This is a genomic window from Pseudarthrobacter sp. B4EP4b, assembly GCF_006680095.1.
Taxonomy (GTDB): domain Bacteria; phylum Actinomycetota; class Actinomycetes; order Actinomycetales; family Micrococcaceae; genus Arthrobacter.
In genome coordinates, this window is record NZ_VHIJ01000037.1 from 1 (window position 1) to 14,387 (window position 14,387).

A 14,387-nucleotide genomic window follows, 5' to 3' on the forward strand; every position below is an offset into this window, starting at 1 on the left:
CGGTGGGGCGGTCGGAGGCGAAGATCGCGGCGGTGAAGGCACTGGCCGTGGCGGTGGTGGCTGAGGGGACGAAGGCGTTGAATGGTCCGGCTTCGTCTCCTTATGAGGCGTCGGCGCAGGACCGGAGCCTGGTGGCTGAGGTCGGGTGTGCGCTGGCGATCGGCGACCGGGCCGCCGGTGCGCTGCTGGCAGAGTCCCACGCGTTGACCACGTCGTTGCCGCGGGCGTTGGCGGCGTTGCAGGCCGGGATGATGTCCTGGGCGCACGCCCGGACCATGGTGGAGCAGACCTCCTGCCTGGACCCTGCTGCGGCGGCGGCCTTGGAGGCCCATTTCCTGGACCCGGATGCGCCGGGCGCGGCCCGCGGGTGCCCGATCGGGGAAATGCCGGCGTACCGGTTCAAGGCCAGGGCCAGGACCTGGCGGGAACGCCACCACCCTGAAAGCCTGGAAAAACGCCACGCCAAGTCCCTGGCGGACCGGCGGGTGGAGTACTGGCCGGACAACGACGGGATGGCGTGGGTCGCCGCGCTCCTGCCAGCAGACCATGCCTCAGCAATCTGCAACCGGCTCACCGCCATCGCCCGCGGAAAGCAGGGCCCCACCGAGCCCCGCACCCTGCCCGAGATTAAAGCCGACACCTTCACCGAATCGCTCCTGAACACCGGCACCACAGCTGGCGACAATGGCGGCGGCGACCGCGGGGCTGGCGATGACATCAGCGCAAGCAGTGTCAGCGACGGTGCTGACAGTACCGGCGGGCACACCGGTGCCGGGAACGACGAGACGGACGGTGCGGGCGCTGAACTCGGGTCCGGGAACAACGTGGCCGGTACGCCCGGTGGTGATGAACTGGCCAGTGGCGGTGAGGGAACAGCGGCGGGCCCGGCATCCCCGATCCGGGCGCAGGTGCTGGTCACGGTACCGGTGTGCTCGCTGATGGGCCTGACGGATGAGCCAGCAATGCTGGACGGACACGGACCCATCCCGCCTTCGATGGCACGCAGGCTCGTCGCGGATGGTGCGGCCTCGTTCTACCGCGTCCTGGTCGACCCCCGGGACGGGGCGCCCTTGGAGATCGGCCGCACGAACTACCGGGTGAGCAAGGCGATGCGGCAATGGCTTCGGCTGCGGGACGGCAAATGCCCGTTCCCCGGCTGCAACAACCCATCCCTGGACAACGAGGCCGACCATGTTCTCGCCTGGCACAAAGGCGGCAGTACGGGGATTTCTAACCTGGGACAGCCCTGCCCGAAACACCACAAGCTGCGCCACACGAGCGGCTGGAAACCCACCCCGGCCAGCACAACCGAACCACCCGGCTGGATCTCACCCACAGGCCGCCACTACAAAAGCGAACACCAGGACTGGGAACCACCCCACTGGCCAGACTCCGCCGTGCCCGAGAGTATCCGCGCCTTCGATGACCTCCTCGACCAATGGGAACCGCCCGATGACCCTGCCGGAGTACCGATACCGCGGGAGGACCTTTCCGAAGTCAGCCCTCCGCCGGAAGAACCACCTTTCCCCCATGAACTTTTTCAAGACGAGATTCCGGAAGAGACTTTCGCGGACTGGTTCCTGTCGGGAGACAGCCCGCCCACGACCCGCTATCACCCCTGCTAGCCCAACCCTGTACGCCGGCCGTCTGGGGTTAGTGGGTTAGCGGGTTAGGCGTTATCGGCCCAGACGAAGGCCTCTGGCACCGCAAAGGATGGGCAGGCCGCACATGACACACCCGGGAATTACACACGTTTTGTCCTATAACCCCACATTTTGGCCGCTAACCCCGAATTAAAGAGAAAACCCCAGCATTAAAGAAAAGCACCCCGGCCGTGAGACCAGGGTGCTTCAGATGGTGCCCTCGATAGGATTCGAACCTACGACCTTCTGCTCCGGAGGCAGACGCTCTATCCCCTGAGCTACGAGGGCAATCCGGGGTTCCTGCCGTTGCTGGCGGGACGTCCTAGAGCTTAGCAGTAAGGTGGCCCGCAAGGGAAAATCGCCCCCGCCGCGAGTCCTTCAAAGCCAGCCAAGGCCAGCTATCAAGACCACGAGGCTTCGGACATCAGTACCCGGAGAACGAGTCCACATGCACGCGCCGCGCGCCGGCCTGGCGCGCCGCCCGCCGCAATGAGGCGACGCTGGCCGGGGAACCCGAAATATACACATCGCGCTCGGCCACATCCGGGACCGCGGCCTTGAGGGCTTCCCCCTCCAGCGCGGATCCGTCCGCCGGGAAGGCAGAGATGTGCGCGGGGGGCTCCGAGCCATCCGCGATCCGGGCGACCACGCGAACGCCTGCTGCGATCAGCTCGTCTGCGTAGGCAAGCTCGTCGGCACTCCTGGCGAGCAGGACGAGGACGGCGTCGCGGTCCCGCAGTCCGCCGGAGGAGATATGCGAAAGGAACGGCGTGATGCCGATCCCGGCAGCAATCAGAAGCACTGGCTTCCGGGGATCGCGGGGGAGCACAAAGTCGCCGCCCACCGATGTGGCTGTCACCGCATCGCCGTGCTTCAAGGAAAGCAGGACCTTCTTGGCGGCGGACACGGGCTCGGCTGTCCGCACGCCAAACTTCACCAGGCGATCACCCGGGGAACCGGTCAAACTGAACACCCGTCGTCGTCCCTTTCCGTCCGCCTTCGCGTGCGGAAGGTCCAGCTCCATGTACTGTCCTGGCAGGAAGCGGACCGGGCGGGATGGCTCGAAGGAGAATTCGGTGGTGCTGGGCGTCAGTGGCCTGGCCCCGGCGAAGGTCAGCCTCACGCCGCCCCGCTGACCCACCAAAAAGGCCAACAGATTGCCCAGCAGCAGCGCCGCCTCGGGTGAATTCGCGAGGAACCCGAAATTGTAGGGAACCGCAAAGGCCACGCCCACCACAGCCGCCAACCCCAGTTGCTGCCATCTTCGGGGTGGCAAGGTCAGCGGCTCGGTGAGCATGAACCCAACAAAGAACAGCAGCGGCCGCTGGGCAAGGGCCTGCCACAAGGCCATTCCTGCCGACATGCCGGCCTGCAGCAGTTCCTGGCTGATGATGGCGATAGCCACCACGAGGAACACCGTGGCCATAAGGAACTTCCGGGTGCGGTACAGGACCAGGAGGACGCCGGGAACCAGCAGCCACAGCATGGCCGGTGTAGCCGCCCACCAGGTTGCGATGTTGAGCCCCGTGAGGCCTGCCACGAAGGCGCCCGCAGCAGCCGGATTGAAGACATGCCGCCCGCGCCACGCCAGGGCGTACTTCGACGCCGACGCCAGCACGCAAGCCAGTGCGATGCCGGCCACATCGGTGGGCACAAAGGACGGCCAGAACAGGAAATACAGCAACAGGCCGGTGATCAGCGAGGACTCCGAGTGCGGCCGTACACGGAACAGCGCGGCCAGGGCCCTGTTCGAGGCGTAGGTCAAGCCAAGGCACAAAACCAGGTGGCCCAGCATCTCGGGGATACCAAAAGTCAGCCAGCCCAGGACATTGAGCAACAGGCTGTAGGCGGCAAGCGCCGCGAGGACCAGGAGGATCAGCCGGTACATCGTGAAGCGGCCCAGGACCGTATCCAGCCGTCCTGCCACGGAGGGGACCGATCCGGCTTTTGGTGTTTCAACAGGACTCATGTGAACAGTGTCCCTTCAAAGTTGGCGGAGCGGGCCGCGCCGCCGTCGGAAAACACGGTGAGCCAGGAGAAATCGAATTCCTCCTGGAGCTGGTCTCCCGGGACAAAGAACAGGGCAGTGGCCAGTGCGTCCGCCAGCATCGCGGTGTCCGCCAGGGCCCAGGTGGCGACGGCGGTCCTGACTGGTTGCCCGGTGGTGCCGTCCAGCATGTGGTGCAGTCCGTCACCCCAGGCACGGCGGTTGGAAGCAGAAGCACACAGGGCCCGGTCCGCCAAGGGAACGATTCCAATGGCCTGTGCAGGATTGTAGGGATGCTCCAACGCCACCTCGGTGGGCAGTGGACCGCACGCAAGCAAATCGCCGCTGGCATCGATGATGAATGCATCCAGCCCTTCGGCAAGAAGCTCGTCCGCGAGCAGGTCAACCAGCAGGCCTTTACCCGCAGCCCCGATATCCAGCACCACCGGGGCAGTGGTGGTGATGGTGGTGCCCGCCCACTCCAGGACCGCGTCCCAGGGCGGCGCCGCCAGAGGGGAGCCCGAGGGCTTAAGGGAATATCCGGCGTCGTATCCCAGCCGCTCAAGGGAAGCGCCGATCAGTGGGGTCATCGCGCCGTCGGTCATGCCGTACAGGGTCCTGTACAGGGCACCCAGCCGAACGGCCTCATCCGCAAACTCATAACTTCCCGGCCTGCGGGCGAGGGCGCTGACGCGGGAATCGGAACGGAAACGGGACCACTCGGCGTCGAAACGCTCCACCCGTTCCGCCAGGCGCGCCCTGACCGGCCCGCTCAGCGGAACGGGCGTGGAAATCTCCCACTGCGTCCCGATCCCTTCGAACGCAAAATCCTCCCAGTCCGCGTCCGGCACAGGCTACTGCGCCTCCTGCTTGATCTTGTCCACTGCCTGGTTGAACCCGCCGCTGGTCAGCGAAGAACCGGCAACTTTGGAGACATTAAGTTCGTCTATGTTCTTGCCCACGATCTGCGCCGCAATGCCGCCGGCGAATTGCCCCTGGAACTTGCGGGTGTTCGGGTTGGACGGGTGCTGGGTGATGTTGACGCCCGTGACGGTGTCACCGGCCAGGGTAAGTTCCACCCCCACCGTCTCCGTTCCATTGGGGGAAACGTAATTTCCATCAGCGCTGTAGGTTCCGTCCTTGTACGTGGAACCGCTGCTGGCCAGCGAGGACGTCCCGCCTGACGGGGTTGCGGCGGAAGTCTCCGCGGCGTTGCCTCCGGGGGCCGCGGGTGTGCCCTCGGCGGCGGAAGGCGCGCATCCGGCCACAGTTCCAGCGAGGGACAGGCCGGCGATTCCGGCGAAAACACTCTTGCGGACTGACGGTCTCATCAAGGCTCTCATTTCGTTTAAGTGTTCGTGGGCAGTGTTTACGGAGGTGTCAACGTCAAACCCAGCGTATTGGTTCACCTTGTAGCTGGCTTGTGTATTTCCTGTGGAATGCCTGTCACGGCGCTGAACGTCCCAATTCCTTTGCTGTCACCAGCCCCCGGTAGGCTAGAGGGGTGACTCCCGAAGAACTCTCCCTCGCCATATCCGCCTGCCTGAAAGACGCCGTCGCCGCCGGCGAGATCGCCCTTTCAGCATCAGCAGTGCCAGACGAGGTACGCGTGGAGCGGCCCAAGAACCGCGAGCACGGAGACTGGGCCACCAACATTGCCCTGCAGCTTGCCAAGCAGGCCGGCACCAACCCGCGCGAGTTTGCCACCGTGCTGAGCGCGCGGCTTAAATCGATCGACGGCGTCTCCGCAGTGGATATCGCCGGGCCGGGCTTCCTGAACATCACCGTGGATGCAGCCACGGCCGGCGCGCTCGCCAAGGTCATCGTTGAGGCCGGCAAGCAGTACGGAACCAACACGGCGCTCGCCGGGCACACGGTGAATATGGAGTTCGTCTCCGCCAACCCCACCGGCCCCCTGCACATCGGCCATACGCGCTGGGCCGCGTTGGGCGACGCCATTGCGCGCGTGCTTCGCGCCTCCGGAGCGGACGTCACGGCCGAGTACTACATCAACGACGCCGGCTCGCAGATGAACACCTTTGCCACCTCCGTGTACTCCCGCCTGCACGGCCTCCCCGTCCCCGACGGCGGATACCCCGGACAGTACATCGCTGACCTTGGCCACGAGGTGCTCACCGCACACCCGGACATCCGCGAACTCACCGAAGTTGCCGCGCTGCCGGTCATCCGCACGGCCGCGTATGAAGCCCAGATGAAGGACATCAAGGACACCCTGGCGGACTTCGGCGTCGAGTTCGATGTGTTCTTCTCGGAGCAGGAACTGCACGACGCCGGCGCTATCGAAAGTGCCGTTGCCCGCCTTCGCGAGCAGGGCCACGTGTTCGACGACGGCGGTGCCGTCTGGCTGCGGACCACGGACTTTGGCGACGACAAGGACCGCGTGATGATCCGGGCCAACGGCGAACCCACCTACTTTGCCGCTGACGCTGCCTACTACCTTTCCAAGAAGGACCGCGGCTTCACCGAGAAGATCTACCTGCTCGGCGCCGACCACCACGGGTACATCAACCGCCTCAAGGCCATCGCTGCCGCTGCCGGAGACGACCCCGAGGTGAACATCGAGGTGCTGATCGGCCAGCTCGTGTCCGTGAACGGCGCCAAGCTTTCCAAGCGCGCCGGCAACATCATCGAGCTCAAGGACCTCATCGACTGGCTCGGCAAGGACGCTGTCCGCTACTCGCTGGCACGCTTCCCGGCCGATTCGCCGCTGACGCTGGACCCGGAGCTGCTGAAAAAGCACAGCAACGAAAACCCGGTGTTCTACGTCCAGTACGCCCATGCCCGCTCCCGCGGCGCCGCCCGCAACGCGGTGGCAGCCGGGGTGGAACGCCAGGTGGACGGCAAAGACAGCTTCGACGCCGCGCTCCTGGACCACGCTACCGAGAACGAACTGCTCTCCTACCTGGGCAGCTACCCTTCCATCGTGGCCAAGGCCGCGGAACTGCGCGAGCCGCACCGCGTGGCACGGCACCTCGAAGCGATCGCCGGCGCCTACCACCGCTGGTACGACGCCTGCCGCATTGCGCCGATGGGCGAGGAACCGGTGACCGACGTGAACCGCACCCGGCTATGGCTCAACGATGCCACCAGCCAGGTGCTGGCGAACGGCCTGGACCTGCTCGGCGTTTCGGCGCCGGAACGGATGTGACGGAAATGTCTGTACAGACCGGCAACACCGAGTCCCCCTTGGCGCCCGAATGGCTTGCAGTCCCCGAGGACCTGAATGCCCTGCAGGAACCGATGTGGGCCAGGACTGTTGAACGGAATGACGACGGCGGCCTGGCAGTTGCCGGCGTTTCCGTTGCCGCCCTGAAGGAACAGTTCGGCACTCCATTGTTCGTGATGGACGAGTCGGACTTCCGTTCCCGGGCACGCGCGTTCAAGGATTCGTTCGATGCAGCCTTCGCGGACATTTGCGGCGGCGTGGACGTTTACTACGCCGGTAAATCGTTCCTGTGCACCGCTGTGGTGAAGTGGGTGGAGGAGGAAGGGCTGCGCCTGGACACCGCCTCCGGCGGCGAACTGGCCGTGGCCGCCCGAGCCGGGATCCCGGGGGAGCGCGTCGCCCTGCACGGCAACAACAAGTCCGACGCCGAGATCAACCGTGCGCTGGACATGAAGCTGGGCCGCATTGTGGTGGACAGCCTGGCCGAGCTGGAACGGGTCGGGGCCATCGCCCAGGCCCGCGGTGACCAGGCAAAGGTCATGCTGCGGCTCACTCCCGGCGTCCACGCCCACACCCACGAGTTCATCGCCACCGCCCACGAGGACCAGAAGTTCGGCCTCTCCATGGCGGAGGACACCACCGGGCAGGCAGGCCTGTCAGCCGCGGAGGAAGCCGTTGCGGCAGCGTCCGCCCACCCGGGCATCGAACTGCTGGGACTGCACTGCCACATCGGCTCCCAGATCTTCGAACCGGACGGCTTCGCGCTCGCTGCGGAGAAGTTGCTCCGTTTCCTCGCCGCCATGCAGGAAAAGTACTCCATCGTGATGCCGGAACTTGATCTCGGCGGCGGCTACGGCATCGCTTACACGCCTGTGGACACACCCCGCCCTGCCGCAGAGATCGCAACGGCGATGGCCGCCGTCGTCCGCTCCACCTGCGCTGACCTGGGCATTGACGCCCCCCGCATCTCCATTGAGCCGGGGCGCGCCATCGTGGGCAGCACCACCTTCACCCTGTATGAGGTGGGAACCCTGAAGACCGTGCGCGTGGATGCCCCCGGAACTGCCAGTGACGGCGGCAACAACGTTACGTATCCGCGCCGGTATGTTTCGGTGGACGGCGGCATGAGCGATAACGCCCGGCCGGTGCTGTACGACGCGGATTATTCGGCCGTCCTGGCCTCCCGCACGTCCTCCGCCGCGCCCCAGCTGTCCCGCGTGGTGGGCAAACATTGCGAGAGCGGCGACATAGTTGTTAGAGATGTATATCTGCCCGAGGACGTGGCAGCCGGTGATCTGCTTGCTGTACCGGGGACCGGCGCCTACTGCTGGGCCCTGTCAAGCAACTACAACTATCTGGCCCGGCCGGGCGTTGTCGCGGTGCGCGACGGATCTGCCCGGCTGATTGTCCGCGGGGAAACCGAAGAAGATCTGCTGAACCGCGACATGGGAGCCTGAATGACGGAAATGCGAACCCTGAAAGTAGCCCTGCTGGGCTGTGGCAACGTTGGGGCCCAGGTTGCGCGGATTCTCATTGAGGATGCCGACGCCCTTGCCGCCCGCACCGGTGCCCGCCTGCAGCTCAGCGGGATTGCGGTGCGCAACGTCAACTCCCGCCGCGACGTGGACCTGCCCCAGGAACTGTTCACCACCGACGCCGAGACCCTGGTCAAAGACGCAGACCTGGTGATCGAGCTGATGGGCGGCATCGAACCTGCCCGCACGTTGATCCTCTCCGCGCTGCGCAACGGCGCCTGCGTGGTCACCGGCAACAAGGCACTCCTCGCCCAGGATGGTCCCACCCTCTACGAAGAGGCGGACAAGGCCCACGTCCAGCTGTCCTATGAGGCAGCCGTGGCCGGAGCGATCCCCATCCTGCGCCCCATCCGCGACAGCCTGTCCGGCGACCGGATCACCCGCGTGCTGGGCATCGTCAACGGCACCACCAACTACATCCTGGACCAGATGGACTCCACCGGGGCCCAGTTCGCCGACGCCCTGGCAGAAGCGCAGCGCCTTGGCTACGCGGAAGCGGACCCCACTGCCGACATCGAGGGCCACGACGCCGCCGCGAAGGCCGCGATCCTCGCGTCACTTTCGTTCCACACCCGGTTCGCCCTCGAGAATGTGCACTGCGAAGGCATCACCTCCGTCAGCGCCGCGGATATCGCCGCTGCCAAGGATGCGGGTTTCGTCATCAAGCTGCTGGCTATTGCCGAGAAGCTCAGTGATGCCGACGGCGGCGAGGGCGTGTCCGTCCGCGTCCACCCCACGCTCCTGCCGCGCGAGCACCCGCTGGCCGCCGTCCGCGGGGCCTTTAACGCCGTATTCATCGAGGCGGAAAACGCCGGCGAGCTGATGTTCTACGGCCAGGGCGCCGGCGGAACCCCCACGGCATCTGCAGTACTGGGCGACCTCGTTTCCGCTGCCCGCCGCCTGGTCCTCGGTGGCCCGGGACGCACTGAAACCACCACCGGCCATGTACCTGCGCTGCCCATCGACGCGGCCGTCACCAGCTACTACATCGGCCTCGACGTTGCGGATGAGCCGGGCGTCCTGGCAAGGATCGCCCAGCTGTTTGCCGAGCACGGCGTGTCCATTGAAATCATGCGGCAGACCATCCACCGCGACGCCGAGTCCAACGTTGAGTCGGCCGAACTGCGGATCGTTACGCACCGCGCATCAGAGGCTGCCCTTGCAGCCACCGTCGAGGCCGTGAAGGGCCTGGACGTCATCAATTCAGTTACATCCGTTCTGCGGGTAGAAGGAGTCTAAGTGGCTCACCAATGGCGCGGGGTTATCCGCGAATACGCTGACCGTCTGCCCGTGACGGAATCCACCAGGGTCATCACCCTGGGTGAAGGCGGCACCCCGCTGGTGCACGCGCAGAAGCTTTCAGAGCTCACGGGCTCGGAGGTGTACCTGAAGGTGGAGGGCATGAACCCCACCGGCTCCTTCAAGGACCGCGGCATGACCATGGCTATGACCGCCGCCGTGGCCGCCGGGGCCAAGGCCGTTGTGTGCGCCTCCACCGGCAACACCTCCGCCTCAGCCGCAGCATATGCAACGGCGGCCGGCCTGAAGTGCGCTGTGCTGGTGCCCGAAGGCAAGATCTCCATGGGCAAGCTCAGCCAGGCGATCGCCCACGGCGCCACGCTGCTCCAGGTGGACGGCAACTTCGACAACTGCCTGGACATCGCCCGCAAGCTGGGGGAGTCCTACCCCGTCTTCCTGGTCAACTCCGTCAACCCCGCCCGCATCCAGGGCCAAAAGACCGGTGCCTTCGAGATCGTGGACGCCCTGGGCGACGCCCCGGACATCCACGTCCTGCCGGTCGGCAACGCCGGTAACATCACCGCTTACTGGAAGGGCTACAAGGAGTACTCCGCTCCCTTCGAGTCCGAGACTGCCGGCACGCTGCCCGCCGTCTCCACCAAAACGCCCGCGATGTGGGGTTTCCAGGCAGCAGGGGCCGCGCCGTTCGTTGCCGGCCACCCCATCACTGAACCGGACACCATCGCCACCGCCATCCGGATCGGCAACCCCGCTTCCTGGGACGGCGCCATCGCTGCCCGCGATGAGTCCGGCGGATTCATCGACGCCGTCACCGACGAGGAAATCCTCAATGCCCACCGCTGGCTGTCCGCACGCGAAGGCGTCTTCGTGGAGCCCGGTTCCGCGGCCGGCGTCGCAGGCCTGCTCAAGAAGCACGCCGCCGGCGAGGTGCCGTCCGGCAAAACCATCGTCATCACGGTCACCGGCCACGGCCTGAAGGACCCCCAGTGGGCACTGCGCACCGAGGACGGCAGCGACGTCCAGCCGGTCAAGGTCTCCAACGACGTTGTCACCGTTGCTGCTGAACTGGGACTGGAAGAAAAATAGCCTTGGACACCACCCCGCAGGCCACCGTCGGCGTGCAGCTCATTGAAGCCGGACAAAGTGTTACCGTGCGCGTTCCGGCCACCACCGCCAACCTGGGCCCGGGCTACGACAGCCTGGGTCTGGCTTTGGCGCTGCACGACACCCTGACGGTGGAGAGCCTCGAATCCGAGGAACTCGTGTTCGACCTCGCCGGCGAAGGCGCGGAAACCCTGCCCCGGGACGGCAGCCACCTGGTCATCCGTGCGATGGAAGCTGCCTTCGAACGGCTGGGTTTCCGGCACGGCGGGCTCAAGGTGACAGCGGAAAACGTTGTTCCGCACGGCCGCGGACTGGGTTCCTCGGCGTCGGCGGTGGTGGCAGCAATTTCGGCAGCCAACGCGCTGGTACCGGCGGCAAGCCGCCGTGGAAAGGACTGGATCCTCCAGCTCACCAGCGAACTTGAGGGCCACCCGGACAACGTGGCACCAGCCATTTTCGGCGGACTGGCGCTGTCGTGGCAGGACAGTGACCAGTACAGCAGCACCAGTGCCGCCGTGTCCGGATATGTAGTGCCGGTGGTCGCGGTTCCGGACTTCGAGCTGTCGACGGAAACGGCACGGGCGCTGCTGCCTGCATCCGTGGGGCACCACGCTGCAGCCATGAACGCCGGGCGCGCCGCCCTGCTGATCCACGCGCTCACCACCAAACCGGAATTCCTGCTTGCCGGCACCGAGGACTACCTCCATCAGAGTTACCGCGCAGAGGCCATGCGTCCCAGCGCCGCCCTCATCTCGGCGCTCCGCACGGCCGGCCACGCAGCAGTTGTCTCAGGCGCCGGGCCGACGGTGCTGGTCCTGGCCGACGGACAGGCTGAAGCGGCCGCCGTCGTTGCTTTCATCGAAGAGTTCACCGAAGCGAACACGCCGGACATCCGATGGCGTGTTCTGAAGCTGGCAGTGGACGTTGAAGGTGCTAAGGTGGAGTTGCACCGGCGGTAATTGACGCCTATCTGATCTGCTTCTGCACTTAGTTGCAACCTGATCTCCTACTGCGCAATCTATTCCGGTGCCACCTGCTTGGTCTGTCGCAGGAATCTGCAGCATTGAAACTGCCCCTGAAACGTCAGTCCACAGTTCCACCTTGGGCGGAGCGCAGCGTGAATCAGTATCCGGCCCTGCTGGCCGATATTTCATCCGGCAAGGCCGTACAATCCCGGCTGCAGATCTGAACTGCAGCCCAGATCAAATCATCGCGCCCAGCTCCTCGTCTGGACGCCGTCGAGGGGGAAGGATCCTTCGTGACCGAAACCACTGAGCTGTCGCCAGCTGTGGAACTATCATCTTCTGCTGCCGATTCGGCAGCACCCGCCAAGAGCAGCGGCCTTGCCGGCCTGAAGCTCGCCCAGCTGCAGGCACTCGCCAGCCAGCTCGGGATCTCCGGCGGTTCCCGGATGCGCAAGGGGGACCTGGTTGCGGCCATCTCCGCCCACCGCGCCGGTACTCCCGTGACTAAGGCTCCGGCCAAGTCAGCCGCAAAGCGCACCGAAAGCGTCGCCGCACCGGCAGCTGCCGCTGTTGCTGCACCTGCAGCCGCCGCGCTGGCCGAAACCACGGAAGCGCCCGCCGAAGGCACCCGTGCCCGGGGCCGCGGCCGCAGCCGCCGTGCCGTCAGCGACGGAGTTGTGGCACCGGCAGCTGCTGATGCAGCCGCCGAAGCCCCGGCCGCTCCGGTTGAGGCTCCCGCCGCCGCGGAAGCTCCCGAAGCAACCGAAGGCGCTGCCGAACGCCGCCAGCCCCGCACCCGCAACCGCCGCCGCGGCGAAGCAGCTGTGGCAGCACCGCAGGCGGCAGAAGCTGCCGAGGCACCTGCAGAGCAGGCCGACGCCGAGCAGCGCACAGCTGAACAGCGGACTGGTGAAGCGCGTACCACCGAGCAGCGTACGGCGGAGCCGCGCACAGAGCAGCGCACTGCCGACCGCACGGAAACCGAAGAAGCCGGCCAGCGCACCGACCGCCGCGAAGGCGGCCGCGGACGTGGCCGGGACACCCGTGAGGGCGACAGCGGCCGGGACAACGCCGGCAGCCGCGAGGCAGGCCAGCGCGAAGGCGCCCGCCGCGAGGACACCCGCGACACCCGCGACAGCGATGATTCCGACGGCGGCAGCCGCCGCAACCGCCGCAACCGCCGCGACCGGAACGACCGCAACGACCGCTCCGGTGGCCAGGACCGGGACAACAGCTCCCGCAACGACCGCTTCCGCGACCGCAACGACCGCCGCCGCGGACGCGCCCAGGGACCGGACGTCGACGACGTCGAGGTCACTGAGGACGACGTCCTGCTGCCCGTTGCAGGCATCCTCGACGTCCTCGAGAACTACGCCTTCATCCGTACTTCCGGCTACCTGCCCGGCCCCAACGACGTTTACGTCTCCCTGGCCCAGGTCAAGAAGTACAACCTCCGCAAGGGCGACGCCGTCGTAGGCGCCATCCGTGCCCCGCGTGACGGCGAAGACCGCAGCCAGCAGTCCGCCCGCCAGAAGTTCAACGCCCTCGTACGGGTCACCTCCGTCAACGGCAAGACCGCCGAAGAGCTCAAGGACCGCGTCGAGTTCGCCAAGCTGGTTCCGCTCTACCCGTCCGAGCGGCTGCGCCTCGAGACCGATCCCAAGAAGATCGGTCCCCGCGTCATCGACCTCGTCGCCCCGATCGGCAAGGGCCAGCGTGGCCTGATCGTTTCGCCGCCGAAGGCCGGCAAGACGCTCATCCTGCAGTCCATCGCCAACGCGATCACCACCAACAATCCTGAGGTCCACCTCATGATGGTGCTCGTTGACGAACGCCCTGAAGAAGTCACGGACATGCAGCGCACCGTCAAGGGTGAGGTCATTGCCTCCACCTTCGACCGTCCCGCCGATGACCACACCACCGTGGCCGAACTCTCCATCGAACGCGCCAAGCGCCTCGTGGAAATGGGCATGGACGTGGTGGTCCTGCTGGACTCCATGACCCGCCTGGGCCGCGCCTACAACCTGGCAGCACCGGCCTCCGGCCGCATCCTGTCCGGTGGCGTGGACTCCGCCGCGCTGTACCCGCCCAAGCGCTTCTTCGGGGCAGCCCGCAACATCGAAAACGGCGGCTCGCTCACCATCCTGGCCACCGCCCTGGTGGAAACCGGCTCCAAGATGGACGAAGTCATCTTCGAAGAGTTCAAGGGCACCGGCAACATGGAGCTCCGCCTGTCCCGCCAGCTGGCAGACAAGCGCATCTTCCCGGCCGTGGACGTCAACGCGTCCGGCACCCGCCGCGAGGAGAACCTGCTCTCGCCCGAGGAAGTCAAGATCATGTGGAAGCTGCGCCGCGTCCTCTCCGGACTCGAGACCCAGCAGAGCCTTGAACTCCTGACCAACAAGATCCGGGAAACCCAGAGCAACGTTGAGTTCCTGATGCAGGTTCAGAAGACAACACTTGGCGCGAAGTCCGATAACGACAAGTAGCTGAGTTAGGGGCGGGGTGCGGATGCCTCGCGTGGTTCGCCGCGCGGGTTTTTCGCCCCCGCCTTCGTCGTTCGGTTTTGCTGCCCCCGCCCCTACGCTGGGCGGCTTTCGATCTTCGATCGTTAGCCGCCCAGCTCCGGCAGGCCCGTAAGAGAGATGACGAGGGCCCCGACCTGAGCTTGCGAAGGTTGGGAGTCAGCGAACGCTCCCGGGGCGG

The 14,387-nt window shown here is 66.1% G+C and carries 10 protein-coding genes and 1 tRNA gene; 7 read left to right on the forward strand and 4 right to left on the reverse strand.

Going from position 1 to position 14,387, the window contains the following annotated elements; genetic code table 11:
• Nucleotides 1-2: 2 nt before the first annotated feature.
• Nucleotides 3-1,625, forward strand: a complete 1,623-nt coding sequence (locus FNL14_RS13150; protein WP_255470825.1) for an HNH endonuclease signature motif containing protein — start codon at nt 3-5, stop codon at nt 1,623-1,625.
• A 230-nt stretch (nt 1,626-1,855) separates the two neighbouring features.
• Here the strand turns inward: FNL14_RS13150 and FNL14_RS13155 are convergent.
• The 4 genes from FNL14_RS13155 to FNL14_RS13170 all read right to left on the reverse strand — a co-directional run bounded on the left by FNL14_RS13155 (nt 1,856) and on the right by FNL14_RS13170 (nt 4,961).
• A tRNA-Arg gene (locus FNL14_RS13155) sits at nt 1,856-1,931 on the reverse strand.
• A 136-nt stretch (nt 1,932-2,067) separates the two neighbouring features.
• Nucleotides 2,068-3,612, reverse strand: a complete 1,545-nt coding sequence (locus FNL14_RS13160; RefSeq protein WP_142060722.1) for a ferredoxin--NADP reductase — start codon at nt 3,610-3,612, stop codon at nt 2,068-2,070.
• Nucleotides 3,609-4,481 carry an FAD:protein FMN transferase gene (locus FNL14_RS13165; protein ID WP_142060724.1) on the reverse strand — a complete coding sequence of 291 codons (873 nt, stop codon included), beginning with the start codon at nt 4,479-4,481 and terminating at the stop codon, nt 3,609-3,611. Before FNL14_RS13165 ends, FNL14_RS13160 begins: the two co-directional genes overlap by 4 nt.
• 3 nt (nt 4,482-4,484) lie before the next feature.
• Nucleotides 4,485-4,961, reverse strand: coding sequence for an FMN-binding protein (locus FNL14_RS13170; RefSeq protein ID WP_142060726.1), 477 nt, complete (start codon nt 4,959-4,961; stop codon nt 4,485-4,487).
• 173 nt (nt 4,962-5,134) lie between these two features.
• On the opposite strand from FNL14_RS13170, the gene argS reads away from it, so the two are divergent.
• The 6 genes from argS to rho all read left to right on the forward strand — a co-directional run bounded on the left by argS (nt 5,135) and on the right by rho (nt 14,170).
• Nucleotides 5,135-6,799, forward strand: coding sequence for an arginine--tRNA ligase (gene argS / locus FNL14_RS13175; protein ID WP_142060728.1), 1,665 nt, complete (start codon nt 5,135-5,137; stop codon nt 6,797-6,799).
• Between the two features lie 5 nt (nt 6,800-6,804).
• Entirely contained in the window at nt 6,805-8,274 is a 1,470-nt protein-coding gene (gene lysA / locus FNL14_RS13180) for a diaminopimelate decarboxylase (RefSeq protein WP_142060730.1), read from the forward strand.
• Nucleotides 8,275-9,591, forward strand: a complete 1,317-nt coding sequence (locus FNL14_RS13185) for a homoserine dehydrogenase (protein ID WP_142060732.1) — start codon at nt 8,275-8,277, stop codon at nt 9,589-9,591.
• Nucleotides 9,592-10,698 (forward strand): threonine synthase, encoded by a 1,107-nt coding sequence (gene thrC, locus FNL14_RS13190; protein WP_091415685.1) that lies wholly within the window; start codon nt 9,592-9,594, stop codon nt 10,696-10,698.
• Nucleotides 10,699-10,700: 2 nt separating this feature from the next.
• Nucleotides 10,701-11,675, forward strand: coding sequence for a homoserine kinase (gene thrB / locus FNL14_RS13195; RefSeq protein WP_142060734.1), 975 nt, complete (start codon nt 10,701-10,703; stop codon nt 11,673-11,675).
• Nucleotides 11,676-11,974: 299 nt separating this feature from the next.
• Nucleotides 11,975-14,170 carry a transcription termination factor Rho gene (gene rho, locus FNL14_RS13200; protein ID WP_142060736.1) on the forward strand — a complete coding sequence of 732 codons (2,196 nt, stop codon included), beginning with the start codon at nt 11,975-11,977 and terminating at the stop codon, nt 14,168-14,170.
• Nucleotides 14,171-14,387 lie beyond the last annotated feature (217 nt).

Bases quoted from the DNA above. Each gene is read 5' to 3' on its own strand.
- FNL14_RS13160 (WP_142060722.1), bottom strand. From the start codon at position 3,612: ATGAGTCCTGTTGAAACACCAAAAGCCGGATCGGTCCCCTCCGTGGCA.
- FNL14_RS13170 (WP_142060726.1), bottom strand. From the start codon at position 4,961: ATGAGACCGTCAGTCCGCAAGAGTGTTTTCGCCGGAATCGCCGGCCTG.
- lysA (WP_142060730.1), top strand. From the start codon at position 6,805: ATGTCTGTACAGACCGGCAACACCGAGTCCCCCTTGGCGCCCGAATGG.
- FNL14_RS13185 (WP_142060732.1), top strand. From the start codon at position 8,275: ATGACGGAAATGCGAACCCTGAAAGTAGCCCTGCTGGGCTGTGGCAAC.